Source organism: Bdellovibrio sp. GT3, from assembly GCF_037996765.1.
Classification (GTDB): Bacteria; Bdellovibrionota; Bdellovibrionia; order Bdellovibrionales; family Bdellovibrionaceae; genus Bdellovibrio.
The window spans coordinates 1,099,065-1,124,226 of sequence record NZ_JBBNAD010000005.1; the positions used below are offsets into that span (position 1 = coordinate 1,099,065).

Sequence of the window (25,162 nt, forward strand, 5' to 3'; positions counted from 1 at the left end):
CACATGAATTTCGGTCGTCGCTTTTTATTTTTAATCATCGCATTCTTTTGTGCGCATTCTTATGCAGCCACACAGTTGCCTCGTAACTTGGATGTCGGTGATCAAAATAGAACTTTGGAAATCCTGGGTTATGGATCATCCTCAAAAATTCTGGGCGACCCGTATCCTCTAGGTGGGTATTCGGGCGTTGAAGTCGGTGTTTCATCCCAATTCATTCCTGTGAGTGATCTTGCCACTTTGGGCAGCGGCACCACTGAAAAGGGCGAGATGTCCTATTATACAATCACTCTGGGTAAGGGGTTGTTTTATAATATCGACACCTTCGTTTATTTTTCCCCGGCAATTCAGACAGAAGAAATGCAAAATTTTGGTGCGCAGATTCGTTGGGGATTTTACGAAGCTTCTTTTTTTCCGATTTCGTTTTCGACAATGATCTATGCCGGCGGAGCTAACTTTCAGAATTTGGTTAATATCGCAACGACGGGTTGGGATTTGATCGGCACTGTGAATATGGAAAACGTGGCGTTGTATTTTGGCGGCGGCCGCGTGCGAGCACAAGGAACATTTATCGGTGGCAGTGCAGGAATTACGGCATCCGGCAATACGGAGTCCCGGGATATTACTGACAACCATACATTCTTTGGTGTGAATATCGAGATTTCCAAGGCATTCATCGCCCTGGAAGTGGATCGTTACACAGATTCAGTTTATAGCGGGAAATTAGGATTTAGATTCTAATTGAGCTTTTTCAATAAGCTTTGTGGTGGATTTGCCATCAATGAACTGCAAAGACATCACTTGGCCACCATAGCCCGCAACAAAAGTTCCACCCACGATCTGTTCAATTTTCCAGTCGCCACCTTTTACCAGAATGTCGGGCTTAACTTTCTTGATCAGATTTTCCGGTGTGTCTTCAGTAAAGATCACAGAAAAATTCACGCAACCCAATGCTGCCAGAATTTCTGCGCGATCATTTTCAATTTGCACGGGACGAGTTGGACCTTTAAGGCGCTTTACGCTGGCATCAGAGTTCACTCCCACAACCAGAACGTCACCCAGGGCTTGAGCCTCCTGCAGGTAACGAACGTGACCCACATGCAGCAGATCAAAACAGCCATTGGTGAAAACAATTTTTTTGCCGGCAGAGCGAAGCGGAGCCAAGGCTTCAGAGATATCATCAAACTTACGAACTTGGCCCATAACGAAACCTATACTTTCTTAAGAAGGCGCGCACCTGTGATCTTACCAGCAAAGTCTTTGTTGAAAAGAGCTGATATAACCGGAAATACAAAGAATCCAGTCGCGATCACCAAAAGGCTGCGAGCGGCAACTTTAAGGTAAAACAGACCTGAGTTAAGTTCTTCAGGTTTGCCTACGCGTTGATCGAAAGCCCACTCACCTGGAGTGGCACCCGTGAAGATGCGGTTCACAGTCAGGTAAATGAAAGCAACACCCGCGAAAATTCCGAACGTCGAGAAGTAAATCAGGAAGTTTTCATCCGGATTCGTCAAGTTTGCCACAAGATCGATGCGAGCGATAGAGACCAGCAGGATCAGGCACAGAAGGCTGGCTGCGATAACAAGCATTCCATCCAGCAAGCCTGCTGAAAAGCTGAAATACGTGCTTTTGTACTCTTGTTTGGTTTGAGCTGTGATTTTGGTTTTTGATTTTGACTCATCAAATTCCAAGCGGCGGTTTTTTTGAAGAGTTTTAAGAATCTCATCAACCGCAGCTGTTGAAGAACTTGGGGAGGCATCGCCGCCCACTTCTGTCAGGTAACCCGGAGCAGAAGGAACTTGAGATTCGATACTGGACTTTTTGCGGGGAAGTGGTGGACGAAGTGGATCCGTAGAACCTTCTTCCAGCAATTCCAAGCCTTGGTTTTTCAAAAGAGTCGGGGATGGAGTGGAAGCAAACGAGTCCACATCAGCATCAGCTTTTGCAGCCGCTGCCTTCTTTTTGTGGAAACCTAGACCATCCGTGAGGGGCTTAAATTCAAACTCTTCGAAAGGATCCATTCCTTCTCCTTTAAACCATCAGATCAAAGTCATACTTTAGGACTGATACCAAGGCCATGCAAGCCGTTTCAACTCGCAAAACTTGGGGTCCCAAGGTGACTGGATGAAGGCCTAGGTCCTGGAATTTTTGAACTTCGGAATGGGAAAAGCCGCCTTCGCTACCCACGATAATCCAAATGTTGGAGATACCTTGGGTGTGAGACGCTTTAACTTTGCTGATGTATTCTTTAATGCTTAGCGTTGACGAGCCTTCATATGCAAATAGACCCACGGAAGAGTCATTTTGGTTAATGATGCCAGCAAGCTTATCAAAGTTCACCGGTGCGTGAATTTTCATCAGATCACCACGCCCCGATTGTTGGGTCGCGGATTTCACGATTTTATCCCAGCGGTCCGTTTTGTTTTCAGAGATCTTTTCGCCGGAGCGAACGAAACTGAATTCAGAGAAAAACGGTTGAATGCTTTTTACACCCATTTCCACAGATTTTTCCATCACTGCATCCATGACGGGAAAACGTGAGACCGAAAGAGCCAGGTGAATGTGCGGAGTTTTTAATTGAGGAATATCACGTTCTTCGATGATACGCGCGACAGCGTTTTTTTTTGAAACCTGAGTGACTTCGACAAAGTAAGCTTTGCTGTCTTCAGTAAGAACTTCGAATTTCGATCCTTCTTCCTGGCGACAAACATCGAAGATGTGATGAAACACATCTCCAGTGAAATTAACCTGATCTCCGAATAGATCTTTTTTGTCGATCCAATAGCGTCTCATCGAAATCTACCTTACGCGTTTTCTGTGGATTTTGCCCAGTAGCCAACCCATTCGTCTTTTTCCAGACGACGAACGACTTCAAGGTTGGTTCCTTCAAAGAATTTTTCAAAGAAGTGATTGTCACGCTCTTCAAGGATACCAGTCAGCAAAATGTGACCGCCTGGTTTCAGTACGCGTAACAGGTCTTTTTTGATATTGATCAAAACGCCATCGATGATGTTGGCAACAACAACGTCATAAGTCCCGCGCATTTCATCCAGTTGAGTTTCCGGAACATCGATTTGCGGAAGTTTGTTCAGTTTCACATTTTCACGAGCCACGCGGCGCGCTTCAGGATCAATTTCGATCCCTGCAACCAATCCAACACCACTCATCTGAGCCAGCATTGCCAGGATCGCAGTCCCAGTGCCGACATCAAGCAACGCCCAGTCTGCCAGGTTGGCTTTGTGTTTTTCAGCCAGCTTGTGGATGAAAAAGGCCATCATCTGTGTTGTTGCATGAGTGCCTGTACCGAATGCCATGCCCGGATCGATATAGATCGGGTGTTTGCATTCCGGTGGGGGAGTCAGCCACGAAGGCACAACCCAAAAGTCACCAATCAAGCGGAAAGGTTTGAAACCTTTTTTCCACTCTTCAAGCCAGTCTTTGTTTTCTTCTTCGTAAATCTGCCAACGGATCAAAGCACTGTATTCAGTCAGGCCTTTGAAAAAATCAGCTTCAGGGGAGTTGGGGAAGAATACATCCAATTCGTGAGACGATACGTTCACGAGAGTTGGATCATAGGTTAAATCGGGTTGGGTGAAGACCAAAGCTTCAGTGACGCCGGAAGCGCCACAACTAAAGCTGTGTGTGGTAATAATGTCTTCAAGATCAGCAGGAACCTGGCTTAAACGAACGCGGAAATATTTATTGTCACTCATTCCCTGAGTTGTTACCAGAATCCGCCACTTTTTCAAGCTTTTCCCCTGTATTAACCACAGGTTGAGCAAGGGCCTTTTCTGGTGCTGGAGGAGCAGTCGGAGCCTGTAAAATAGCCACAGTGACCCCCGGAGTTGCCGGAGCGACTTCAGCCACTTTCTTCTTTTTAGGCTTTGAATTATCAATAAATGATCCGCGGGTTTCAATGCGATCCCCGGTCATAATGCCGATTTGTTCAAGCATTGGCAGGTCGTCACGGGAAAGCAGGGTGAATTCACGGGCTACAGCGACTTTGTCATAGATTGCAATGATCTTAAGCTGACCAACGGGAACCAGAATTTCACCAACAGCATTGGCGCCTGAAGCGTCGCGAACATTGAGTTTGCGAACTGCGGTAACCACCAGGTTCTTTTTAAGTCCGGAGCTGCCATCAGCGGCGATATAAAAATCTTTGTAAGGCTCTTCATCGTTGGCCAAGGTGATATTGCGACGGACATCCACGATCGTCATTGATGCGGGACCCGCGTGTGCCGGTGAAGATTGCAGCAGGCTTGCGAATAGTAAAGCTAGCAACATAAATAAACCCTTCCATGGTTTTCTTAATGGGCTTATCGGGTGTCTTATTTTGAAACTTAAATTTGGTCTAAGAAGCTGGACCTATATCCGGCCTATTGAGAAACAATGGCGCCCTGAATGGACGAATAGACTTTGTATTTACCGTTATCAGTGGTCTGCTCAATCTCTGACAGGTAGTTACCCACAGAGCTTTGCACACGATAAGTTGTGACGTTACCGGAGTCTTTGGCAACACCGTCCTGAGTGGATCCTGAAACCAGGCCCGTCGCTTTGGATGGCGCCTTCATGGAGATGACAGCCGAAAGATCTTCAAGGGAAGCTTCCAATGAACAACCCGAAGCAAGCATCGTAAATGCAGCCAGCAACATGAGCTTTTTCATAATGGCCTCCTTGGAAATAAACGAGCCAATCTGACTAACTTATCGGTTGAAAACAAGAAATGATTAAGTGGTCTCACTTTGAGACGTTCCCTAATGCATCCAAACGTTGTTCAAGACGCTGAAGACGCTCTTCGCGCTTTTGATCGTTTTGTTTAAGGCGTGCATTTTCTTCTTTCAAAGAAGCGATTTCACGCTGCTGTTGTGTGATCTTCTGATGAATGTCTTGCGAGTCATTGAACCAATTGTGATAGAGGTCCTTGATGGCGTTTACGACGGCCCAATGAATTGGATCGACATTCAATTCCAAGTAGCCATCCTTGCGTTTGGAAACGGCATCAGGAATTACCTTTTGAACTTCTTGTGCGATAAATCCAGTTTTTTGGAAATCAGAAGGAAGTTGCAATGGGTTGTCTTTTTTGTAGGAATAACGAACGGTGTGAAGTTTTAAAATTTCTTTCAGACCATATTCGTAATCACCATGAATGTCCTTAAGCCTTGAATCGGAGGCATTTGTCCAGGCAGTTCCTGTTGAAAGACCGGCTGTTCCGACGACATGAAGTCGATAGGAAGGTGATATTGTACCGATTCCGACGTCACCATTATTGTTAATGGTCATTTTGGTTGAGGTCGGTGATCCGACTGAAAAATAAAGAAACCCTGTGGCTCCCGTGCCGGCATTGATACGGGATTTTTCGGTGCCATCAGAGTTGTACCAAACGAGGTCCCCTGAGTCATAGGTGGAGGTGGTGGGGGCTCTCATATTAATATTGCCTCCACCATTTGCGGTGATGGCACCATCCACATCCAATGTTGAGATCGGAGATGTGGTTCCGATGCCGACATTTCCAGAGGGCATTATGCGCATACCTTCAATGGTGGTTGTTCCGCTATTCACTATAAATCTTAAACTTGCCGGAGTCGAAGTGGATGTCCAATTGGCTTCAGCAGCAGCTTGAACGGAGGCCGCAGAGCCAATCGTCGTTGCGCTGGACCAGCCGCGGAAATGAATACCACCAATCAAGTCAGCGCTGAGGAGTGGAGATGGAGTGTCAGCGGTGCCTCGTCCTCGGGTCATCAGAAATCCGGGAGTCGTTGTGGCACTGTAAGTGTGTATATTGATATCATCGTAGGTGTCTGTTTTGTTATCAGCAACCACGTTGAGGCCCGAAACGGGAGAAATAGTCCCAATACCTACAAATCCTGTCCCCTTTACGGTCAGAATCGGATTTGCCCGACGTGCTGTTCCGACATTGTAGGCCCCTGAAGACGCTTGGAAAACAGTTCCTGTCGTGGTGTCAGTGGCAACAACGAGCCCTTGTTCTCCTGCAGATGCAAATGATCCCGCCCAACCGATGGCGTCCTGTTGATACCAGTTAAAGGAATTGAATGTCATGCCCACAGCCAGATCACCGTAGTTTGTTGGTGTGTTGCTTAGGCGTCCAGTGACTGAAGTTGTACCAAGTGCCACCTGATTTGTGGAAGTCACCCTAAGCGCAGGGTTTGTGGCACCGTTCGCGATCAGATCAATAGGGGCTGTGGTATTGGTGGTCAGTAGTAAACCATTCGAAGCTGTGGAATTGGCTGCCAGGATGAAACGATCCTGATACGCAGTCACCGAGTAGTCAGCCGGATAAGCAGCCAGCTGCCCACTGGAATCATTGGCGACGATCTGAAAACGTGCCCCAGCACTGGTGTTGCCGGTGGCAATCAGATTTTCAATTCGGCCCTCGGTGACAGAGTTTTGATTTTGATAAACGTGAAATTTGAAAAGAGGACTGATACCAATACCAACCAAACCAGCCGGAGTAACGGTGAGTGCAGAACTGCCACCGGCTTTCAGAGAAAAATTATTGGCGTCATTCGTGCCCACGGTTGCATTGGTTCCAAAGCTATTTCCACCGTTTACATAAACACCCGTGGCGCCCGTCAGTGGTAAATCAGTCGAAGCCAATGCGCGGAATGTTGGGGCAGCAGACCCTGTGGTCGGGCCCGCAAATACTGTACTCGCTGACTGTGAAGCAAAGTTCGAACCAGTTATCGTAATTGTAGAACACAAGAAAGAATCAGAAGCAGAGCTCCAGATGACGGCCTGACCTGCAGTACACGTGACCGATGGCCAAGGACTTGCAGAAGTGGAGTTAATCAAGTCCGTGTAAGTATGTTTGGTCGCATTCCATGCGGAGCCACTCCAGCGCAATATTTGACCGGTGGCTGAACCATTTGAGATTGAAATAGCCGGTGTTGTGGTGCCCGTTGCAACACTTAATGGCGCAGTTGCTGAAACGCTTGTTACTGTTCCAGTTGTAGGAGTCGCCCATTTTAAACCACTGGATTGTGCACTGTCGGCAGTAAGGACTTGGCCATCAGCACCCACTGATAAACGAATATTATTTGTGCCATCTCGGGAGATTAAATCACCTTTGGTTGTTAAAGGGCTTAAAGCATTGAACCCCAAAGTGGCAGTCGCTTGACCGGTACCCCCTTTGGATACGGGGACAACCGTAGAAAGTGCAGAAGGATTTAAGTTGGTAAGGGCAGAACCATCAACGGCCGGTAGTTTTGATGAGGCATCAAGTTGGACTATTTGATTCGCACCCGTGCCGACATTGACAGCCAAGCTGACAGAACCGGAAGTGCCTCCACCAGTCAGGCCGGTACTTGCTGTAACGCCAGTGATAGTTCCACCAGTGCCAGAAGCAGAACCCACCAGATCCCAAGTCGTACCATTGTCGCGGTAGATTTCTTTGGTGTCGGTAGAGATGTGGATATTGCCAGCAGTTCCGGCTGCTCCTTTGGTAGCATTCGTTCCGGATTTAAACCCTGGTGTGCCTCCAAGGTTTCTGATGGCGTCTGTGATACCATAGCCAGTTAACGTATTTGGTAAGCCTGAAGTAATTTTTGAAAAATCCAATGCAGGAATATCAGTCGCTGCTAAGGCACTTCCGGAAGTCACGCGGCCCTGTGCATCTGTTGTAACTTTAGAATATGTGCCAGCGGTCCCCACATTCGATAGTGAAATGACCGGCGTTGTTGTGCCCGTTGCAACCGAGATCTGCCCGGCAGTTCCACTGACAGAGGTGACAGTTCCAGAGTTCGTAGAATCCGCTGCAGGAGCCCACTTGGAGCCGTCATATTTAAGGACCTGGCCCGTCGTTGGTGCTGTCGCATCGACGCTGACGGATTGAATGGTTAGGGCGTTGCCAAAGCGCGAGTCATTACCTGCAGCGACGGTATTTGCTCCAGTTCCCACATTTAAGGTCAGAGCTGGTGCTGTCGTGCCATTGATTATCGTCAGATAGGAGTTGCCGGAAGTGACATTGGTCACGGTTCCACCTGCAGCACCTGTGACTCCGGCGCAGCTAAATGCTCCACTTTGAAATGTTAAAAATGTATCAGCAGGACAAGTGGGGATCGTGATTTTCTCAATAAACTCAGTGGCAGTTTTACCGTTCAGAGTCTGTGCCGTGCTTGCAGACTTTGCATAAGCGGCATAAGGAACCGCACGAATTTCAGTTTCTGGTGTAATGGAATTCCAACCCACTCCGTCGTGGAATTTTACGAACAATAAACGGCCATGCAAAGCCGAAGGAGTATAAGAGCCTGAAACATTGTTTGATCCGTCTCCGCAATCCAGTGCTGAAGCGTTTGAGAAAACATCCAACAAGCCCACCGTAGGTGACGTTGGGAATAGCTTAATACCCGAGCCAATCGGCACATCGAATACACCGCCAGTACCGGTAAGATTAACACCATTTTTCTGTTCACGATAAATAACGCAATTTCCATTTGGATTGGTTATTTCGAAAATGAAACTGACACTATTGTGTTCCAAGGGACTGCCGTCGGTCTTTAAGATGCGACCTTGATACGACAGATGGTCCAGGCCTCCCAAAGCGGGAAGAGCCAGCATGGCTGTTAGAATGAGAATAAGGGACGTACGGGTTCTCATATAGCACTTATCGGAGTGCTCAGGGAACCGCAGTAGTTTCAAACCCCGAATGCGAGTGGAAATATCATAGGCTTAATGAAACAGAATCAAGGTCTCGCTTTGAGGCGGGTATTTATGACTAGCATCATGGAAATAATCAGCGCTCCGGTCATCTGCAACCAAGTGAGGGACTCTTTGAAAATGAACATTCCAAGGATGGCTGCGGTGATCGGTTCAATCATCATCAGTAATGCGACTTCAGAGCTCTTCAACTTTTGCAAAGCGGCCAGTTCCAGAGTCAGAGGAATGATTGTTGAGATGATGGCAATTCCAAAAATAGCTGAGGCTTGAGTTGAAGTCAGATGCGGGATGTTTTCAAAGTGCGGATGATGGAACAGGGCCAGTGCAATCGCGCCAAAAGTGATGACGTACAGGCTGGAAGTAACAGGTCGAACGTTTTTCTGAACTCTGCCTGAAACCAAAACATAAATAGCATAGCTGATTCCAGAAAGCAGACCGGCAAGCACAGCCCAGGCATTGCGAACCTCGATGTGCCCCCATAATAACATGATCAATCCTGCAGAGGCCCCAGCCAGGCACAAAGCTTCGTTGCGGGAAATTTTATCATGAGTGAAAATATGCGAGAACACGTTTACCCAGAACGGATAGGTGTAAAGCAGCAGGGCTGCCAAAGTGATACTCAGTCCATCCACAGCTGTGAAATACAGAGTGGAAAACAAGCCGTAGCCGAAAATTCCCAATAAAGCCGCAATTAAAATCTGTTTTAAGGAAAGTCGAATCCATTGAGGTCGGAACAGGAGCATGAAGATCCACATCAACATCGCGGCCAGTGTGAATCGGTAGGTCAGGAATTCTCCGACATTCAATCCGGAGTTAAAGGCGGTTTTACCAAAGACGCCTAAAAAACCAAAACCCACGCTGCCAATGGAAATCTCTATAATTCCGCGGAGACGTGGGTTTAAGTTGTTCATAATTATTTTCTTTTCGGACCTTTAGGAGCGATCAATTTACCACCAGCATATTTCTTTTTGCCGGCGCTCATTTTCTTCTCGCGAGCTTTTTCTTTTTCAGCAGCTGTTTTCTTGGCATCTGCTGCCGCTCTTTGAGCCGGAGCTCTGCCTTTATAAGAATTCTTTTTAACTTTTAAGTCTTCTGGATCATCCGCCAAGAACACACGGTTTGCAGCTACGTCATTGATGAACATCAACTCGCCAACTTTCATCGCACCCATGCGCAAGCGACCAATGGATACACGTTGAAGTCTCATCACGTCGAAACCGATTTTTGCGAACATCTGACGGATCTGACGGTTCTTACCCTCAGTGATCACGATTTTGTACCATTCGTACTTTTCAGATTTGTTGTCGCCGGATTTTTTAATTTTTTCGATGTGACGGGCAGAAACTTTACCGCCAACGATGGACACGCCATCTTTCAGTTTTTGCAAGTGGCGAGGCTCTGGTTTGCCATCCAATTTAACCAGGTAAGTTTTCGTTACTTCCTCTTTTGGATGCGCCACTTTGTTGGCGTAATCACCATCGTTGGTCAAAAGAATCATACCTTCAGAATCCCAGTCCAGACGACCCACAGGGAATACGCGTGACGGAACATCACCAAGGTACTCAGCGATTGTTGGGCGGCCCTCAGGGTCGTCCATTGTCGTCAAAACACCAGCTGGCTTATTGAAGATAAGATAAAGTTTTTGAGTAAGTGGTTTGCGAAGAGGCTTGCCTTCAACCAGGATTTTGTCGTGCTGAGGGTCTACTTTCACGCCAAGCTCGTACACGCGCTTGCCGTTCACTGTGACCATGCCTTCTTCGATCATTTTGTCGGCGTGGCGGCGGGAAGCCAAGCCACTGTCGGCAATTAGTTTATTAAGTCTAACTCTTTGAGAGGTGTTATCTTCAGACATTCTTCATCAGCCTCAGGTAATTGTTGAGTGATCAATATATCACTGCTGAGGGCAGATGAGGAGTTATTCTTGCGATTGGCCTCAATCAGGGCGTGACGGAGGTCACGGGCCAATAAAGTGAGTAATTTATCCCCTAAAAACACGTTTTCAAGGGCTGTATCGGCCTTGCCCAAGACGATGGAAGACCATTTTGCGGCCTCGACATCACCCTGTTGAACCAGATTGCAGGTTCTCTCCAGCTGGCTGATCAGATCCTGATAGTAAGGATCTGTACGGCGGTCGATGAAGAATTGCTCCAAGCGTTTGATAGGGAACAAAATGCGAGTCTGATCTTGCAGAGGCTCGTTTTTGATTTCCATCAGTTTTTGGAAAACGTAACCGCGCAAAAGCACGCCGGAAACTTTGTCTTTACTTACGCGGAATTGAGCCGTGATGTAAGGAGCCACTTCGATTTTATGATCGTGATGAGAGCTCAGCTCCAATTCAGGGTTGTAGTAAAGAACCAGATCCTTGCGAAGAGGTTCTAAAGTTCCGCCGCGAATCGTGAATTTACGATCAAAAGTACGAACTTCCAAAGATTTGTCGGCTCTCAAGACGATTGCGACGACTCTTTTGTTTTGATCCGGAAGGATGCGGAACTTGTCGCCTTCCTCGCATTGGGATTTAACGTGTGAACTCACCGCGTCAATTAGGTCGGCGAAGTGTTCAATCTCAATGATTTGCATGTTTTGCGGGAAACGGATCGGGGAAAGGTCGAATTTTTGTTGGTAAAGTCGGTTGAAGTTTTCCAACAGGAACTGAACTTCGTGACCCAATTGCTGCTTGTTGGAAGCCCAATGCGGGTAATCCATGCAGTAATTGAAGAACATTTCGATCAATTCCGGCGTTAACGAATCGTCGGCGTGCGGAAACCCCTTTAAAAAGTTATAAAATGACAAACGCGTGGGCGTATTTTGGGGATTTAGATCTGAAACGAACTTCAGCAGCTGGCCGACTTTTAACATGGGCCTAACGTATGAACATTTGAATTTTCTGTCCAGAAAAAATATGATGTTTCTAAGAGCGTCACATCAGTACCCAAGGAGGGTCGGCTTATGCATAAAGAATTAAATCCCGAATTATTTGGTGAAAAGAAGATCAGCAAGAGCTCCGGCCTGGAAACAGCCTCCTCCATGGGTTCTACGGGTACTAACTATTTGAACACAGACCGTCAGATTTTCGAGTTGAAAGCTCAAAATCAGGCTTTGGCCGACCAAATGAACAAGATCGTTTCAACGGTCAACGAGCTGATCAAAAGCTCAAATATCAAGTTTGATCGCAGCCAGCAGCAACTGACTCGTCTGGAGCAAAGCCACAATGGCCTGGCGACAGAAGCTGGTCAAAAAATCACACAGCTTTCCCAGCGTGTGAACGAGCGTAAGAGCCTGGATTTGAAGGTTCAGGAGATGGTGGATCGTCATAATAACATCATCAAAAGCTTCGAGGTTCGTATGAATCACCTGCAAAAGCTTTTGTCTGAAAAAGAGGCACAAATGATTTCCTGCCAAACGGCCCTTAACGAGGCGAAAATGGAAATCGCCCGCTTAAAACGCCTGTAATATGGAAAAACAGGAGCTGACTCGCCAAATTCCTTGGTGGACTTGGGTCGCTCCGATCATCATTCAGACAATGGCTCGGTTTACCGGGCCATTTGTTTTTATACAGCCTGGATTTTACCTTATTTATCTTCCTTATCTCGTCGGCTCGGTCTTTGTGTTGTGGTGGGGGCCTCGTGTTGTCTTGGGTGCGGGGCTTGCCAGTTTAATTGGTTCGATGAGTGGTACTCACTTGGATTCGACTGGAGTCATTCTGTTGGCTTTAGCGGAGATGCTTAAAGTTTATTTGGGTTGGTGGTTCTGGAAGTATCTAAAAATATATCAGCGAAATCTTAAGCGCGCAGGAGCCCTTTTTTATTTTTGGTTTATGGCATTTGTGATTCCGAATGTAATTGGCAGTTATATTTTAATGGCGGTGCTGACATTGGGTGGGGTTTTTACCGAGCAGCAGTTTTTGCAAGACTATTTGCAAATGATCTTGGCGGACACTCTGATGACATTGATCATCAGTCTTCCAGTTTTTATTTTTATGAGCCATTGGATGACACAGCGGGGATGGGTGCTTTGGCGAAAGTCTCCATTTGGCTAGAATGGATTCAGTATACGGTGGAACAATGCTTGCGTTCTTGCTAAATGGTAAGGTGTTCGATGGGAGTTTTTGTCTTAAGAGTAATGAATGCGTCTTGCTCTTTTTATCCTGCTTGGACTGTTAGCCATTGATTCTTTGGGGGCGGCGGCTGCCGAATCTCATCGTCCCATCGCGCTTCGGTATCGTCAGCGTTCGCCTTATATAGAAAAAAAATGGGGTAAGCTTTCTGGAACCTGTGGAGATGTTGCCGTGGCGGCATTTAAAAAAGCGAAAATTGAAGTAACAGAAGTTGAGACACCATTTTTCAGACAGATCGCGCAGTTTGAAAGTGGCGAGCAAATTTGCTCGATTGCCTGGTTAAAAACCGTGAAGCGTGAACAAACTTTAAAGTTTTCAGAGCCCATTTGTGAAGATGGACCCTGGATTGTCGTGGGACACAAAGGCAGCGTTAAACCCACAACTCCTTCCGCGGAAGATCTGTTGAAAGATTCCAGTCTCAAGGTGCTGCGGCGTTCGCAGTTTTCGTTTGGCGAGGTGCTCGATAGTTTGATCGAGAAATACAAAACACCTTTGATTAGCGTTGAGAATTCGGACCTAAAACAGATTTTCGATATTATCCTTGCCGGGAGAGCGGATTATACTTTTTTGCCGGCGCGTGAGTTTGAACACCTGGTTGAAAAGCTTCAACTTCCAGAAAAGGAATTTGTGGTGCTAAGGCCCGATGACCTCAAAGGACCACATTATCGATATTTGATGTGCACAATGAGCGTGCCAGATGCAGTGATTAAGAAATTCAATAAAGCCATATCTAGTGCAAACTGAAAGTTAACAAAATCTCAATAGCTTCCTGACAGGACTCTGACTTGGAATGCTTGTCTTCCTTGCAAAGCCTTGGTCCAATTTAATTCAAGCACATTGAAATGAATTGTACTGGAGGATCTGGGATGGAGTTTCTTCGTCGTGACTTTTTGAAGTTAGGACTGACTCAAGCTATTGCCGCGACTGTCAGTGTACCTGCTTTGGCCAATGGGGGACATGAATCCTTCACGTCTGATGGATTGCCTTTTCAGAATGTGATGCGCGGAACGCCTTCAATTCTTCAAGGTGTAACGGATGCCACACGAACTCAATTCTCCATTCAGCATCATAAAGGTTTGAACTTTAATGCCGTGGCTCGCGATCAGACCGGAAACATCTGGCAACCCGATAAGATCGAACAGATCACCCAAACGTTTAGCAATTATGCGATTACGAAAGTCTTTTTCTCGAATCTTCGTCTGGGAGAGATTTTCTTTTTGGATTTGCTGGATGCAAAAGATGCGGTCATCGAGCGTCGCGAATTCAAAATGTTGGATTTAAGCAAACCGACTTTGCGCTATGCGATTGCCTCATGCATGGATGAAAGCCGCCATGAACCTAAAATCTGGCACAATATGTTTGAGCAGAATCCGGATATTATATTCTTTGTCGGAGATACGGTTTATTGCGACAAAGGAAGCAGTGAGTTCAAGGACGGCGACCCGCGCCGGTTGTGGGTTCGTCACAGCGAGGCCCGTCGCATACTGGAAGTATATTACTCAAAACGTCTGATTCCGATTTTGGCAACATGGGATGATCACGACTTCTCTGGGGATGATGCGAACTCTAACTCGGCAGAGTATATTCAAGCTTCACGGGCCAACTTCCTTTCCTTTTTTGCACAGGGCGAGGGACACGTTGAAGGTTATGCTCAAGGTCCGGGTGTTTCTTCGGTTCTGCGCGCAGGCCAGCATCAATTTATTCTGATGGATGATCGTAGCTGGAGAATGAAAAAAGAATCTCCGGATCGTTACGCGCACTGGGGACGTGAGCAAGAGGAATGGGCTTTGGAGATGATTTCATCATTTGATGGCATCACTTGGATTATGAATGGCAGCCAGATCTTTCCACAGATGATTTATAAGGAATCCATGTCCAAGCATAAGGGCCAGTTTGACGGCTTTATGAAAGCTTTGCGTGCGACCGGCAAGAAAGTCGTCTTCGCTTCGGGAGACGTTCATTTCAGCGAGGTTTCACGAATTGAATCAGCGATGTTGGGATACCAAACTTATGAAGTTACTTCGAGTGGTCTGCACTCCAAGTGCTTTCCGGGTATAGATATTATCTCTAAACATGAGCGTCGTATGATGATCACTACCAAGCAAAACTATGTGTTGATTGATTCGATTTATCAGTCAGATCGTTTTGCGGCGAATGTTTATTGTTGTTCTGCGCAAAGCAAAGTCAATTTTACCGCGCAGATCACCGTTTAGGTTTTTACGGTTGAATCCACTTGGTCACGTCGATCGGCGTGTACCAAGAATGGAAGATACTATGATCCGGGAAGTTTGTCGAAGTACCCCAGCATTTCAAAGTTCCATCCGGAGCCACTGCACAGCTGGCATTGCGGCCGACGCCGACCACCGAGTAGTTTTCGCCACCCAAAACCGCAGTCGGATTGTAGGAATTGCTTCCGGTACCGTTACCACCTGTGCCTTGGGTGCCGTTATCACTCGTTCCCCAACACCACCACGCATTATTAGAAACACGTTTTGCGCACATGTTCACACCATTGCCCGCAAGGTCGCTGTAAGCTGCACTAGCGGTGATTTCAGTTGGAGTGGTTCTGTTTGAGCCCGTACCGTTTGTCGCGTGAAAATGGGAGCCCCAGCAATAAACCTTTTGATCGGTTGCAAGTCCGCAGGACGCCGCGGATCCGAATGCTGAGGAAGTAGCGGCATGGGTGAACTTCAAACCGCCGGAAACCAGAGTTGGTGAAGTTCGTTGAGTGCTGGTGCCATCGCCGATTTCATTATAGGAGTTGTAACCCCAGCAGTACATGTCGTTGCTTTGGGTGATGGCACAAGTGTGAGAAGAACCGGCTTTGACGGAAATATACTTTGTACCAGATGTGATTATGGTCGGAATAGCTACTGCTGACGTTACAAATCCATGTCCTACCTGGCCGAAGCCGCTGTCACCCCAACATTTCAAATCATTGGCTACAGTAATTGCGCATGTGTGGTTGTTGCCGGCGGTCACGTCAGTATAGCGATTGCTTCCGTCGATGATAAATGGAGTGATTTTGTCCCAGGAAGCTCCTGAAGTCCCAGTTCCCAGCTGGCCATTGTGGTTCCTACCCCAACATTTAAGAGTCCCATCAGTTGTAATGCCGCAGGCGTGATTTTTTCCTACGGCCACTTTGGAGTAGGTTTGACCACGATCCAACATCACAGGACTTGGGCGATAAAGTTTAGTGTCATCGCCGATCGACCAATAAACACCGGAATCATCCACGTTTTTTCCCCAGCATTTCAGCTGGTCAGAAGTGGTAATTCCGCATCCGAAGCCACCCATAGATACGAATTTGTACTTTTGCCCCTTATCGGCTTCGCTAGGAGCCCAACGTGAAATTCCTGTGTCATCGCCGATACCAAGGAAGTCAATTTCACCCCAGCACTTCACGCGACCAGCTGTCGTGACTCCGCATGTGCTTTCACCGCTGGACACTTGGGAATATGTCGCCGAATCAGAGATAGGTGTTGGTACCAGTGCAGTTGTCGTCAGCAGGCTGTCTCCAATTCCCAACAACCAGCCGAATGAAATATTGGATGAGTTGTTTGAGTTCGAACCCCAGCAGTTGATGCTGCCATTGTCTACGATCGCGCAGGCCGTGCTGGCGCCAACAATAATATCAGTGTATGTGGCACTGCCATTCACCGGTGTTGGAGACGTTCTGGTGGTCGTGGAGTTGTCACCCAAATAGCCATAGTTATTGGCACCCCAGCAAGAGACCGCTCCCGTTGTACTGAGTGCGCAGGCATGTGATTGTCCTGAGAAATTCCAATTGATAGAAAATTTTGAAACGTTTGTTGCGGAAGAAGAAGCGGCAGGAGGGTCCACCGCTGTTGTCGTTCCGTTACCCAGTTGGCCAGAGGAATTTCCGCCGAAGCAATAAAGTTCGTTGATGTTGTTCAGCGCGCAGACAGAATTATATCCAACATCCACGGAAACAAATGGATTTGCTCCACCCGGATTAATTAAGGTTGGCGTGGTCCAACTGCCACCTGCAGTGGTAATGTTCTGACCCCAGCAATAGACTTGTCCTGATTTAACGGCACAAGTTGTGTTAACGCCGATTCCCAGAGCAGAAAAACCCGTACCAATAGTGACAGGAGACGCCGCTACTCCAGATGGATTGTTGTCGCCGACTCTGTAGCTGGATCGGTTCCCCCAGCATTGAAGGTCTCCGCCTGTCGTAATTCCGCAAACATGCCACTCACTAGGTGCAATGTGGGAGTATGAGGTCCCGGCATTGACAACTGCCGGCGCGGTTGTCCCGGCTTCAGAGCTTCCCGTTCCGAGCATGCCGGCGTAATTATTACCCCAGCATTTTAAAACTCCACCGGTGTAGATCGCACAACGAACTTTCTTTTTACCGGCCATTTTCAAAATGCTGGATGGGGAGGCGTTATCGACGTCATTAATCACGACACGACTTTGATAGTTTTTTGTGAATCTCGCAACCGGGGTGTCTGCGAAGCTGAAATTAATCTGGAAGTACTTACTATTCGTACTGGCGTTCGGGGATACGGTAAACGGAACAGCCACCGTTGTTGTGTTCGCAGCCAGGGTTATGGTGCCGGAATCGGCTAATGTGTGGTCGACCCCGGAAGTCGCGTCGCCACTCACAGAATAAGTCAGGTGAATATCATATGGTTTTGAAACCGAAGAAGTGATGGTGAATTGTTTTGCTGCGCCATCGTCTTCGTCGATAATTCGTTCAGTTTCTGTCACGGTTAGATTCGTAATTGTTGTATCGTAATAGAATACAGAACTTGATGGAGTATCAGTATTTGCCCAACCGGCAGTATCAGTGACTGCTGAAGTTTTAAGTGTGATTGATTTGGCGCCCTGTCCAGAAGGTGAGAATGACAAATAGTAGATACTTCCCACGCCAATAACAGTTCCTACGGAACCACCGACGACATCAAAGTCAGCATTGGTTAGTCCGGTCACGTTTTCACTAAAGCGAATCGTCAGTGGAATCGGTGATTCAAAGGCCGCGACACCAACGTCACTCGTGATCGTTGAAGTAGGGCGGGTGATATCATAAATGCTCGAATGCGTATTGGATACGGTGGAAGTATTTCCAAAACTGTCACTGGCTGCTCCGTTAGCAACTGTCACACTGAAGGTCCCTTCGGCAGAAGGAGTGACTGAGATCGTGTAGGTCGTACCGCTGCCGCTGACAGATGCTGTTGCATTGACCAGGGTAAGATCCGCATCTGTGAATCCTGTGACAGATTCACTAAATGTCGCAGTTACAGAAAGAGGTGATGTCGTTGAATAAGCACTCAGTCCAGTCAATGTTACTGAAGGACGTGTGCCGTCGTAGCTGACGTTTAAGGAGCCTGCTGTATTGTTTTTCCCAGCGCCATCCTGGAAGCTGCTTGCTGCAACAGAAATAGTGACAGTGCCATCGGCGGTTGGTGTGACATCCGCAGTCCAGTGAGTGCCGTCCACCGAAACGAAGTTACTTAAAGTACCATTCGTGACAGAGACGTCAGCAGAAGTGAAGCCAGTCACGGCCTCGTTGGTTTCAAAAGTCACTGCAATCGGTGAAGTGTTCGTGGATGGAGCTTGTGTTGAAGCGATGGTGATCGAAGGAGCTGCGGTATCGTAATACCAAGTCAAAGTATTAGATGCTGTGTTGTTGTTGGAAGCTGCGTCTGCAACGACTCCCGCGGGTAATTGAAGTGAAACGCTTCCTTCAGCATTAGCGGTCGCCGTCAATGTATAGGATGACCCACTGCCGGTCAGTGAGCTTAACGTTAAGTTAGTAGTTGTAAAGTCCGCCAGAGCGAGACCCGTGACATTTTCGCTGGCTGTAACAGTAATCGTGATGCCAGCAACAGTCGTCGGACTGGATTCTGTTTTTGACAATGTCACAGTCGGTGCCGTGGCGTCGTAGTGAACAGTCAGTAAGTTGGAAGTCGAAGATTGATTCGAGCTTGCATCAACGGCTGCGTTGTTGTTCACACGAGCACTGAAATCACCAGGTGTAGTTGCAGTTAGTGTGAAGCTGTATGTGTCACCACTTCCGGTGAAACCAGTGACAGTTGCATTTGTTAGGGTCAGATCAGAGGCATCAAAACCCGTGACCGGAGCAGAAAAGCTCACATCAACTGTTATCGCCGCAGTATTTGTGTGAGTTCCGGCGGTCGTGCTTAAAGTTGGAAGAGGACGATTTGAATTGAAATCAATAGACAGACTGTTTGAAACGATATTGTTATTTCCTGCCAAATCCGTGGTTTGATTGGCGCGATATTGGATGCCGACTGTGGTTAGGTTTGATGACGGCGTGATTTCGGCTGAATAAGTTTGTCCACTGCCTGTGATATTGCCGACAGTTCCATTTGTCACTTGGAAGTCAGCGGCAGTTGGTGCGATGACGTCTTCATCGAATACCAATTCAATTTCCAAGGGGCTGACGTTGGTTGGATTTGCCCCCAAGTAGCTAATCGTTGCCTGAGGTGCCGTGGTATCACTAATCAAAGTCAGAGTATTGGAGGCTTCGTTTCCAAGTGAAGAAGTTTGCCCAGTGGTGAAGCTTGCAGGCAAAGCTACGCTCACCGCACCTTCTGATGACGGAGTGATTTCAATATTCCAATGAGTCGCGTCCACAGGTGTGTACGCTGTGATCGTGCCATTAATCACCTGAATGTCTGCGGCAGTCAACAGAGCCAGTGGCTCTGTTGAGGTAAGTTGTACATTCCAGGTTGTGGCGTTGCTGTGACCCGAGACCAACGAACTGAAAGTGAGTGTTGGTGCAGCCTTTGAACCGAATCCATCAAAGATTTTTGCAGTCATGGAACAAGCCGAAATAATCACGCTTCCTGCAATGATTGCAAGTACATGTGCGAGCTTTCCAAAACATTCCGAAACGATTATTCGCTGACTCATTATGAGTACTTGTCGGAGAATTCTGGGTGTTCCTTAAGGTTTTTGTGAGTAAATGACTTCAAAGAACTACTTTGAAGCCCTATCCATTCTTTGCAAGAATTTGTCGGCTTTCTCAAATTGAGTCAGCGTCAAGGCGTCAATCCAAATGCCTTTGGGGTTATAGAAAATCACTGTAGGAAGGCCTTGGATGTTGTACTTCTTTTTCAATTCTTTTAATTGTGCAGTTTCTTTGGTGGCATCAAATTTCAATAACACGAAATTTCCGCCCATGGCGCGCACGCGTGGATCAGTGAATGTGTTCTCGGCTAGTTCGTGACAAGCAGCGCACCATTCGGCCCAAAAGTCTATGATGACCGGGCGGCCATCTTTAATAGCCTGGGCTAAAGCTTCGTCGGAATAGTGCTGCCAGTTCATCATCTGTATCTGATTGATGGTATTGTCGGCCATCATGCGTCCTTTAATATAAGGACGTAAATCGAAAACAGAAAGCACGATGTAGCCAATACCCACAATCAGCACTGCCTGCATGATTCCTTTTTGCATGTGTTTGAAAGGAGTGCCGCCATTTTTGGTCGGAAGAAATGCTCCATAGATGCTGGCCACAATAACCAAGCCCAGGCCTAAGGAAGCATCAAACCAACGAGCGGGCAGTAGTAGTTCCAGATAGTAATAGAATGCTGACAGCATCAAGGTGCCCAGGATGAATTTAAACCAAACCATCCAAGGACCCGAGCGTGGAAGAGTTTTAACCAATTGATTGGAAAGACCCAGGACGATAAAGATCAATCCCAATCCCAGGGCATAGACAAATAGAAACAGAAATCCAAACAACATGTTTTTGGTGGAAGCAACGTAAGTCAGAATTGCCACCAGCACCGGGCCGACGCAAGGGCTGGCCACGATTCCGGCGAACAATCCGGTCAGGTAAATTCCCAGAATACTTTGCTTGTGTTTTTTTCCGCCCAAGCGATTGCGTAAGAATGCGGGAACTTGCAAATCGTAGAGGCCGTACATGGACAACGCCATCGCCAAAAAGATCACACACACCACAGCAAGTACATATGGATTGCCCAGTGAAGCACCGAACATACTGCCGCTGCTTGCTGCTGCCAGACCTAAAAGAGAATAGGTGGTTGCAATGCCCAGAACATAAATACACGAAGTAAAGAAATTCTGCAGACGGGAGCGCTCTTCAGAATGGTTTCCCAGGACGGCCAGTGTAATGGGAATCATGGGGAATATGCAGGGAGTAAAGCTGGTGAAGATTCCCGCAAAGAAAACAAAGATCAAACCTGCGACCATGCTTGATCCCAGGTATTTTACAAAGTTAGCGCTGTCAAAGAAGCCGCTCGGGTTTTCCTGGGATTCCGTCGCGGAATGAATTTGTGCTTCACCCTCAACCATGGGGGTGATGATCGGAACTTCCAAAGTTTTCGTTGTAGGGAACAAACAGAACTGATCCGTACACGCTTGATAAGTCAGTTCCAGTTTCATTTTACTGTGTTTTTTTAGAAAGCGGGTCGGGGCTTCGATATTTGCGGTCAGTGTTCCATCGCCGACCAAGCCGGTTCTTTCACGTTTGGAAAACTTGTCATACCATTTGGTGATTGGATCCAATTTGAACGGCGCAATTTTGAAACCATCTGGTTCAAAAATCACCACTTTAAATTGATCCTCATATGCGTGGTAACCTGCCGGAAGTTTAAGTTTGAATGTGAGGGAGCCACCTTGCCCCGGGCTCCATTCATAGGGAAGCACTTGAGTCTCGACCAAGAGCGGGTCTGTTTCAGAGGCCGTAGTTTGAGCCCAAGACAAAAGGCCAGCGAAAAGGAAAGTAACTATAATGAGGAGTTTCTGAAGTGTTGCTTTCATATAATTGTCTTATTCCCTCTCTCGACTATGGGCAAGATTATTTGCCGATGACTCAATTCTAACACGTATCAGCCCGATAGAGGATACTGAGAGGTCATATTCTATGGGTTTTGTAGGTATATTGATAGTTTTCGCGACAGTATTCGGGGGCTATATTGCCGGTCACGGTAAGATGGGCGTCATCATCGAAGCTGCCGGTCTCGAGATGGTAATCATCGGGGGAGCTGCCTTCGGTGCATACGTTATTGCCAACCCAATGAAGATCGTAAAGATGGGGATTAAATTATCCATCAAAGCGATGACATCGAAGGGTCCGCAAAAGTCAGACTATGTTGAACTTTTGCAAATGCTTTTCCAACTTTTCCAGGTCTTCAGAAAAGAAGGTCCGCAAGGTATTGAGAAGCACATCGAGGAACCGGATAAATCTGACATCTTTAAAGCTTATCCAAGCTTCATGCACAATCATCATGCCGTTGATTTTCTTTGCGACACGATGAAAGTGACATTGTCAGCCGAGCTTTCACCTTATGACGTTGATGATCTTTTGGATGCGGATATCAAAGGTATCCACGCCGAAGAACATCTTGCTCAACATGCCATCGCCGCAGTGGCCGGGGGTTTCCCGGGTCTGGGGATCGTTGCCGCCGTACTTGGTATCGTTAAAACCATGGGTGTTTTGACGGCAGGTACAGAGGTGATCGGTGAGTACGTAGCCCATGCCCTCGTGGGTACGATGTTAGGGGTTTTCTGTGCGTACGGTTTGATCGAGCCGACAGCAACAAAAATTGCTGCCGATATCGAGGCGGAAGGTCGTTACTTGGGTTGTATTAAAGCAGCTCTGGTTGCTTTGCAACGTGGTGCACCTCCAATCGTGTGTGTGGAGTACGCTCGTCGTTCCATCATGCCGGAAGAAAGACCGACATTTGCTGAGATCGACAAAGCTACTAAAGAGATTAAAAAAGCTGCGTAGTGATTGTTTAAAAGGAGTCAATGAACTGGCTCCTTGTGACTTAAGGAAGAAGAAACATGGCAGAGAAGAAACAGACAATCGTCATCAAAAAGATCATCGTCCAAGGTGGCGGTGGACACGGGGGCTCCTGGAAGGTTGCCCTTGCTGACTTTATGACGGCCTTGATGGCCTTCTTCCTCGTAATGTGGATCGTGGGTCAATCTGATCAAACCAAAAAAGCGGTTTCAGATTATTTCTCCACACCTTCCGTGATTGAATACAATTTCCAAAACTTCGGGGTCGAACTGACTCTTGAAAAACTTTTCCTGGATCTTTTGAATGAGCCGTTGAAGGCTTTCCAAAGCTTCATGGAGCCAATGGACAAAACTCCAAATCTATTGGATATGGGTTCCGCAAAAGTTGTTGCTGCGTATATGGCTGACCAGATGAATGACGTCGCCAAAAACGTGGTGGTTTCCCCTGAAGGTTTTGATTTCGATATTCCGGATTATATGTTGTTTGAACGTGGCAGCTCGCAGCCCAACGCCAACTTTGTCCAGGTTATGGATAAAATCAAAGGTGTGACGGCTGGTTTGAAAGACGCAGAAATCAAATTGACCTCCGGATTGTTCATTGAATCAGTACCGGATGGAACTTTGATGTCAGCCAATCGCGTGGCTTCACAGCGATTGGATATCGTTCGTAATAAGATTGCGGCTTCATTGGAAAGCAGCTCGGTTGCAGTCAATGGCGCGATCAGCGTGAAAGAAAAACGTGGTGAAGTGGACCCTAAGAAATTGGTGGGCTTTATTCGTGTAAAGATCGCGCAAAAGGAACTTACTTCAGACGGTCAAAAACAGCGTAAGTTGGACTCCTTGTTTGGTGACCAACGTGTGGATATGTCAGTGTATGATAATTTTGTGCACCAGGTTTCCACTCGCCGCAAACAGGAAGCTCAGTCCAAAAAACCGCTTCGTGAGCAAGTGGATGATGAATTGAAAGACGCTGCTAAAAGCCCGTCTTCGCTGACAGAATAAAGTAAATATCGCCAGTGCCGTTCAGGTCGCCGGCAGCAGAGGTGCCGGTTACGGCACCTTCAAAAAAGATGACTCCCCAAGTGGTCCCGATTCCCGTTCTTAAATCAAAATAGCTGCTAATTGAATCGACGTCGGGTGTGTTGTATCCGGCTTCATTGTCCCAGATCCAACTTGTGAAGACTTGTGTGGATTTTCCAAAACCAATCCTTGCGGATTTTTTGTGGGTGCCTTCCCAGTTGCTGAAGGCTTCATACTTCACGCGGTAGGTTCCAAAATTCAGATGCAGGCCCAGGATGTTTCCGTTGCGCTCGCCATCCTGATAAAAAGTGCTGTGCGAATAGCTGAGGATGGCATTGGATTCCTGGGTGAAATTGATTTTAATATCCCCATTGGCGCGTAGATTGAAATTGTCATCGCCCACTTCATAGTTGGTATTCGAACCCCAAAGTCCCAGTCGGAACTGCGGGCCAAAGTTAAACCAGAATGAACCTTGTAAAGCGGGAGAGCCATCGGTTTGGTTCAATCCGTTTTCAACGTATTGAGACAGTAAGGAAACCTGGCCGTCCATTTTAAAGGTCGGTGATGAATTCTCCGCAGCAAAGCTGTAGGAGTTAAGGCCAATGAATGTTATGATAAAACTGATGTATCTTCGCATAGATAGTGCATTTGATTGTGAACGAAGAAAGTACAAAATAAAAGAAAAGCCGTCAGGGAGCTGGACCAACAGCCAAGCGGCAGGTATGTAAGGTTATGAATTTAGATCTGCCTTTGGATGAATACACGTATATTGCATTTGATACCGAGACCAGCGGAGCCTATCCGGTAGGATATGACATCGTGGAGTTTGGTGCGGTGAAGTTTCACAAAGGTCAGGAAATTGATCGTCTGCAGTTCCTGCTAAAGCCTCGCGAGTTGATGAGTGACTTCATCATCGGAATTCATGGCATCACAAATCTAATGGTTGCCGAAGCTCCATTAATGCCAGAAAAAGTTCAACAGATTCACGAGTTCTTCAAGGGCTCTGTTGTTATGGCTCATCATGCACCGTTTGATTTGGGTTTTTTGACAATTGATTTTGAAAAAGCCGGTTTGCCTTTACCAATTGAACCCGCATTGTGCACAAGTCTTCTTTCGCGCAAATGGATTCATGGTGTTGAAAATCATAAACTGCAAACATTGATCAAACATCTGAACATAGATGGTGGTCAGGCGCATCGTGCCTATGATGATGCTAAGGCGTGCTTATATGTTGGCTTGGAATGCTTTAAAAAAATGGGCGAGGGAGCAACTCTTGCACAGGCAATTAAAAGCCAAGGCAAGCAACTGTGGTGGAAAGATTATTCCATGTACACGGTGAACAACAACAATCTTAAGACGATGATTGAATCCATTCATACCAAAAAAGATTTGGATCTTGTATATGATGGGGGCTCAGCTAAGGGCGAGACTCGTCGTGTAAGTCCAATTGGAATAGTACGCAATCCAGATGGTGATTACCTTATGGCCCTTTGTCAGAGAGAGAACACCAATAAGCGTTATTATCTGTCCCGCATCAAAGATGTGGGAATTGTTTATTAACCCTCACCTTGACGATAATTAAATCGGATACAT

At 47.0% G+C, this 25,162-nt stretch carries 21 protein-coding genes; 8 read left to right on the plus strand and 13 right to left on the minus strand.

The features are described 5' to 3' along the window. The first annotated feature begins 3 nt into the window (after nt 1–3). Nucleotides 4–738 carry a hypothetical protein gene (locus tag AAAA73_RS12775; RefSeq protein WP_340598762.1) on the plus strand — a complete coding sequence of 245 codons (735 nt, stop codon included), beginning with the start codon at nt 4–6 and terminating at the stop codon, nt 736–738. Here AAAA73_RS12775 and rfaE2 read toward each other — a convergent pair. The 10 genes from rfaE2 to AAAA73_RS12825 all read right to left on the minus strand — a co-directional run bounded on the left by rfaE2 (nt 721) and on the right by AAAA73_RS12825 (nt 11,529). After that, nucleotides 721–1,200: a D-glycero-beta-D-manno-heptose 1-phosphate adenylyltransferase gene (gene rfaE2, locus AAAA73_RS12780; RefSeq protein ID WP_340598764.1), complete on the minus strand. Its 480-nt coding sequence runs from the start codon at nt 1,198–1,200 to the stop codon at nt 721–723. The genes AAAA73_RS12775 and rfaE2 overlap by 18 nt on opposite strands. 8 nt (nt 1,201–1,208) lie before the next feature. Continuing rightward, the gene (locus AAAA73_RS12785; RefSeq protein WP_340598766.1) at nt 1,209–2,018 is read right to left on the minus strand and encodes an RDD family protein; all 810 of its coding nucleotides are present in this window, start codon (nt 2,016–2,018) and stop codon (nt 1,209–1,211) included. A gap of 10 nt (nt 2,019–2,028) precedes the next feature. Next, nucleotides 2,029–2,790, minus strand: a complete 762-nt coding sequence (locus AAAA73_RS12790) for an RsmE family RNA methyltransferase (protein ID WP_340598768.1) — start codon at nt 2,788–2,790, stop codon at nt 2,029–2,031. 11 nt (nt 2,791–2,801) lie between these two features. Continuing rightward, a complete protein-coding gene (locus tag AAAA73_RS12795) occupies nt 2,802–3,746 on the minus strand; it encodes a 50S ribosomal protein L11 methyltransferase (protein ID WP_340598769.1) in 945 nt (314 codons plus the stop codon). Next, a complete protein-coding gene (locus tag AAAA73_RS12800; RefSeq protein WP_340598771.1) occupies nt 3,703–4,284 on the minus strand; it encodes a hypothetical protein in 582 nt (193 codons plus the stop codon). Before AAAA73_RS12800 ends, AAAA73_RS12795 begins: the two co-directional genes overlap by 44 nt. A gap of 92 nt (nt 4,285–4,376) precedes the next feature. After that, the gene (locus AAAA73_RS12805) at nt 4,377–4,664 is read right to left on the minus strand and encodes a hypothetical protein (RefSeq protein ID WP_340598773.1); all 288 of its coding nucleotides are present in this window, start codon (nt 4,662–4,664) and stop codon (nt 4,377–4,379) included. Nucleotides 4,665–4,737: 73 nt separating this feature from the next. Then, a complete protein-coding gene (locus tag AAAA73_RS12810) occupies nt 4,738–8,613 on the minus strand; it encodes a tail fiber domain-containing protein (protein WP_340598774.1) in 3,876 nt (1,291 codons plus the stop codon). 86 nt (nt 8,614–8,699) lie between these two features. Further along, nucleotides 8,700–9,584 carry an EamA family transporter gene (locus tag AAAA73_RS12815; RefSeq protein WP_340598775.1) on the minus strand — a complete coding sequence of 295 codons (885 nt, stop codon included), beginning with the start codon at nt 9,582–9,584 and terminating at the stop codon, nt 8,700–8,702. A 2-nt stretch (nt 9,585–9,586) separates the two neighbouring features. Further along, nucleotides 9,587–10,525 carry a pseudouridine synthase gene (locus tag AAAA73_RS12820; RefSeq protein ID WP_340598777.1) on the minus strand — a complete coding sequence of 313 codons (939 nt, stop codon included), beginning with the start codon at nt 10,523–10,525 and terminating at the stop codon, nt 9,587–9,589. Next, nucleotides 10,480–11,529 carry a hypothetical protein gene (locus AAAA73_RS12825; protein ID WP_340598779.1) on the minus strand — a complete coding sequence of 350 codons (1,050 nt, stop codon included), beginning with the start codon at nt 11,527–11,529 and terminating at the stop codon, nt 10,480–10,482. Before AAAA73_RS12825 ends, AAAA73_RS12820 begins: the two co-directional genes overlap by 46 nt. Nucleotides 11,530–11,619: 90 nt before the next feature. Here AAAA73_RS12825 and AAAA73_RS12830 point away from each other — a divergent pair, with 90 nt between their 5' ends. From AAAA73_RS12830 to AAAA73_RS12845, 4 genes are all read left to right on the plus strand, one after another. Next, a complete protein-coding gene (locus AAAA73_RS12830; protein WP_340598781.1) occupies nt 11,620–12,123 on the plus strand; it encodes a hypothetical protein in 504 nt (167 codons plus the stop codon). A gap of 1 nt (nt 12,124) precedes the next feature. After that, entirely contained in the window at nt 12,125–12,709 is a 585-nt protein-coding gene (locus AAAA73_RS12835; RefSeq protein ID WP_340598782.1) for a hypothetical protein, read from the plus strand. Nucleotides 12,710–12,844: 135 nt separating this feature from the next. Beyond that, nucleotides 12,845–13,531, plus strand: coding sequence for a substrate-binding periplasmic protein (locus AAAA73_RS12840; protein WP_340598784.1), 687 nt, complete (start codon nt 12,845–12,847; stop codon nt 13,529–13,531). A gap of 122 nt (nt 13,532–13,653) precedes the next feature. Next, nucleotides 13,654–15,000 carry an alkaline phosphatase D family protein gene (locus AAAA73_RS12845; protein WP_340598785.1) on the plus strand — a complete coding sequence of 449 codons (1,347 nt, stop codon included), beginning with the start codon at nt 13,654–13,656 and terminating at the stop codon, nt 14,998–15,000. A 4-nt stretch (nt 15,001–15,004) separates the two neighbouring features. On the opposite strand, the gene AAAA73_RS12850 is transcribed toward AAAA73_RS12845, so the two are convergent. Both AAAA73_RS12850 and AAAA73_RS12855 read right to left on the minus strand, forming a co-directional pair. Then, nucleotides 15,005–19,600, minus strand: coding sequence for an RCC1 domain-containing protein (locus AAAA73_RS12850; RefSeq protein ID WP_340598786.1), 4,596 nt, complete (start codon nt 19,598–19,600; stop codon nt 15,005–15,007). Between the two features lie 159 nt (nt 19,601–19,759). Then, nucleotides 19,760–21,565: a protein-disulfide reductase DsbD family protein gene (locus AAAA73_RS12855; protein ID WP_340598787.1), complete on the minus strand. Its 1,806-nt coding sequence runs from the start codon at nt 21,563–21,565 to the stop codon at nt 19,760–19,762. A 103-nt stretch (nt 21,566–21,668) separates the two neighbouring features. Between AAAA73_RS12855 and motA the strand changes: the two genes are divergently transcribed. Then, nucleotides 21,669–22,535, plus strand: coding sequence for a flagellar motor stator protein MotA (motA, locus tag AAAA73_RS12860; RefSeq protein ID WP_340598788.1), 867 nt, complete (start codon nt 21,669–21,671; stop codon nt 22,533–22,535). A gap of 56 nt (nt 22,536–22,591) precedes the next feature. Then, the gene (locus AAAA73_RS12865) at nt 22,592–23,551 is read left to right on the plus strand and encodes a flagellar motor protein MotB (RefSeq protein WP_340598790.1); all 960 of its coding nucleotides are present in this window, start codon (nt 22,592–22,594) and stop codon (nt 23,549–23,551) included. Here AAAA73_RS12865 and AAAA73_RS12870 read toward each other — a convergent pair. Further along, the gene (locus AAAA73_RS12870; protein WP_340598792.1) at nt 23,523–24,206 is read right to left on the minus strand and encodes a TorF family putative porin; all 684 of its coding nucleotides are present in this window, start codon (nt 24,204–24,206) and stop codon (nt 23,523–23,525) included. The two genes, AAAA73_RS12865 and AAAA73_RS12870, sit on opposite strands and share 29 nt — an antisense overlap. 95 nt (nt 24,207–24,301) lie before the next feature. Between AAAA73_RS12870 and AAAA73_RS12875 the strand changes: the two genes are divergently transcribed. Beyond that, nucleotides 24,302–25,129 (plus strand): exonuclease domain-containing protein, encoded by an 828-nt coding sequence (locus tag AAAA73_RS12875; protein ID WP_340598793.1) that lies wholly within the window; start codon nt 24,302–24,304, stop codon nt 25,127–25,129. Nucleotides 25,130–25,162: the final 33 nt, after the last annotated feature.

What these genes read in the sequence shown, in the direction of transcription:
- AAAA73_RS12825 (WP_340598779.1), bottom strand. Translation starts at nt 11,529, where the DNA reads ATGTTAAAAGTCGGCCAGCTGCTGAAGTTCGTTTCAGATCTAAATCCC.
- motA (WP_340598788.1), top strand. Translation starts at nt 21,669, where the DNA reads ATGGGTTTTGTAGGTATATTGATAGTTTTCGCGACAGTATTCGGGGGC.
- AAAA73_RS12815 (WP_340598775.1), bottom strand. Translation starts at nt 9,584, where the DNA reads ATGAACAACTTAAACCCACGTCTCCGCGGAATTATAGAGATTTCCATT.
- AAAA73_RS12805 (WP_340598773.1), bottom strand. Translation starts at nt 4,664, where the DNA reads ATGAAAAAGCTCATGTTGCTGGCTGCATTTACGATGCTTGCTTCGGGT.
- AAAA73_RS12875 (WP_340598793.1), top strand. Translation starts at nt 24,302, where the DNA reads ATGAATTTAGATCTGCCTTTGGATGAATACACGTATATTGCATTTGAT.
- AAAA73_RS12810 (WP_340598774.1), bottom strand. Translation starts at nt 8,613, where the DNA reads ATGAGAACCCGTACGTCCCTTATTCTCATTCTAACAGCCATGCTGGCT.
- AAAA73_RS12830 (WP_340598781.1), top strand. Translation starts at nt 11,620, where the DNA reads ATGCATAAAGAATTAAATCCCGAATTATTTGGTGAAAAGAAGATCAGC.
- rfaE2 (WP_340598764.1), bottom strand. Translation starts at nt 1,200, where the DNA reads ATGGGCCAAGTTCGTAAGTTTGATGATATCTCTGAAGCCTTGGCTCCG.
- AAAA73_RS12785 (WP_340598766.1), bottom strand. Translation starts at nt 2,018, where the DNA reads ATGGATCCTTTCGAAGAGTTTGAATTTAAGCCCCTCACGGATGGTCTA.
- AAAA73_RS12855 (WP_340598787.1), bottom strand. Translation starts at nt 21,565, where the DNA reads ATGAAAGCAACACTTCAGAAACTCCTCATTATAGTTACTTTCCTTTTC.
- AAAA73_RS12865 (WP_340598790.1), top strand. Translation starts at nt 22,592, where the DNA reads ATGGCAGAGAAGAAACAGACAATCGTCATCAAAAAGATCATCGTCCAA.
- AAAA73_RS12850 (WP_340598786.1), bottom strand. Translation starts at nt 19,600, where the DNA reads ATGACTGCAAAAATCTTTGATGGATTCGGTTCAAAGGCTGCACCAACA.
- AAAA73_RS12835 (WP_340598782.1), top strand. Translation starts at nt 12,125, where the DNA reads ATGGAAAAACAGGAGCTGACTCGCCAAATTCCTTGGTGGACTTGGGTC.
- AAAA73_RS12870 (WP_340598792.1), bottom strand. Translation starts at nt 24,206, where the DNA reads ATGCGAAGATACATCAGTTTTATCATAACATTCATTGGCCTTAACTCC.
- AAAA73_RS12800 (WP_340598771.1), bottom strand. Translation starts at nt 4,284, where the DNA reads ATGTTGCTAGCTTTACTATTCGCAAGCCTGCTGCAATCTTCACCGGCA.
- AAAA73_RS12790 (WP_340598768.1), bottom strand. Translation starts at nt 2,790, where the DNA reads ATGAGACGCTATTGGATCGACAAAAAAGATCTATTCGGAGATCAGGTT.
- AAAA73_RS12775 (WP_340598762.1), top strand. Translation starts at nt 4, where the DNA reads ATGAATTTCGGTCGTCGCTTTTTATTTTTAATCATCGCATTCTTTTGT.
- AAAA73_RS12845 (WP_340598785.1), top strand. Translation starts at nt 13,654, where the DNA reads ATGGAGTTTCTTCGTCGTGACTTTTTGAAGTTAGGACTGACTCAAGCT.
- AAAA73_RS12820 (WP_340598777.1), bottom strand. Translation starts at nt 10,525, where the DNA reads ATGTCTGAAGATAACACCTCTCAAAGAGTTAGACTTAATAAACTAATT.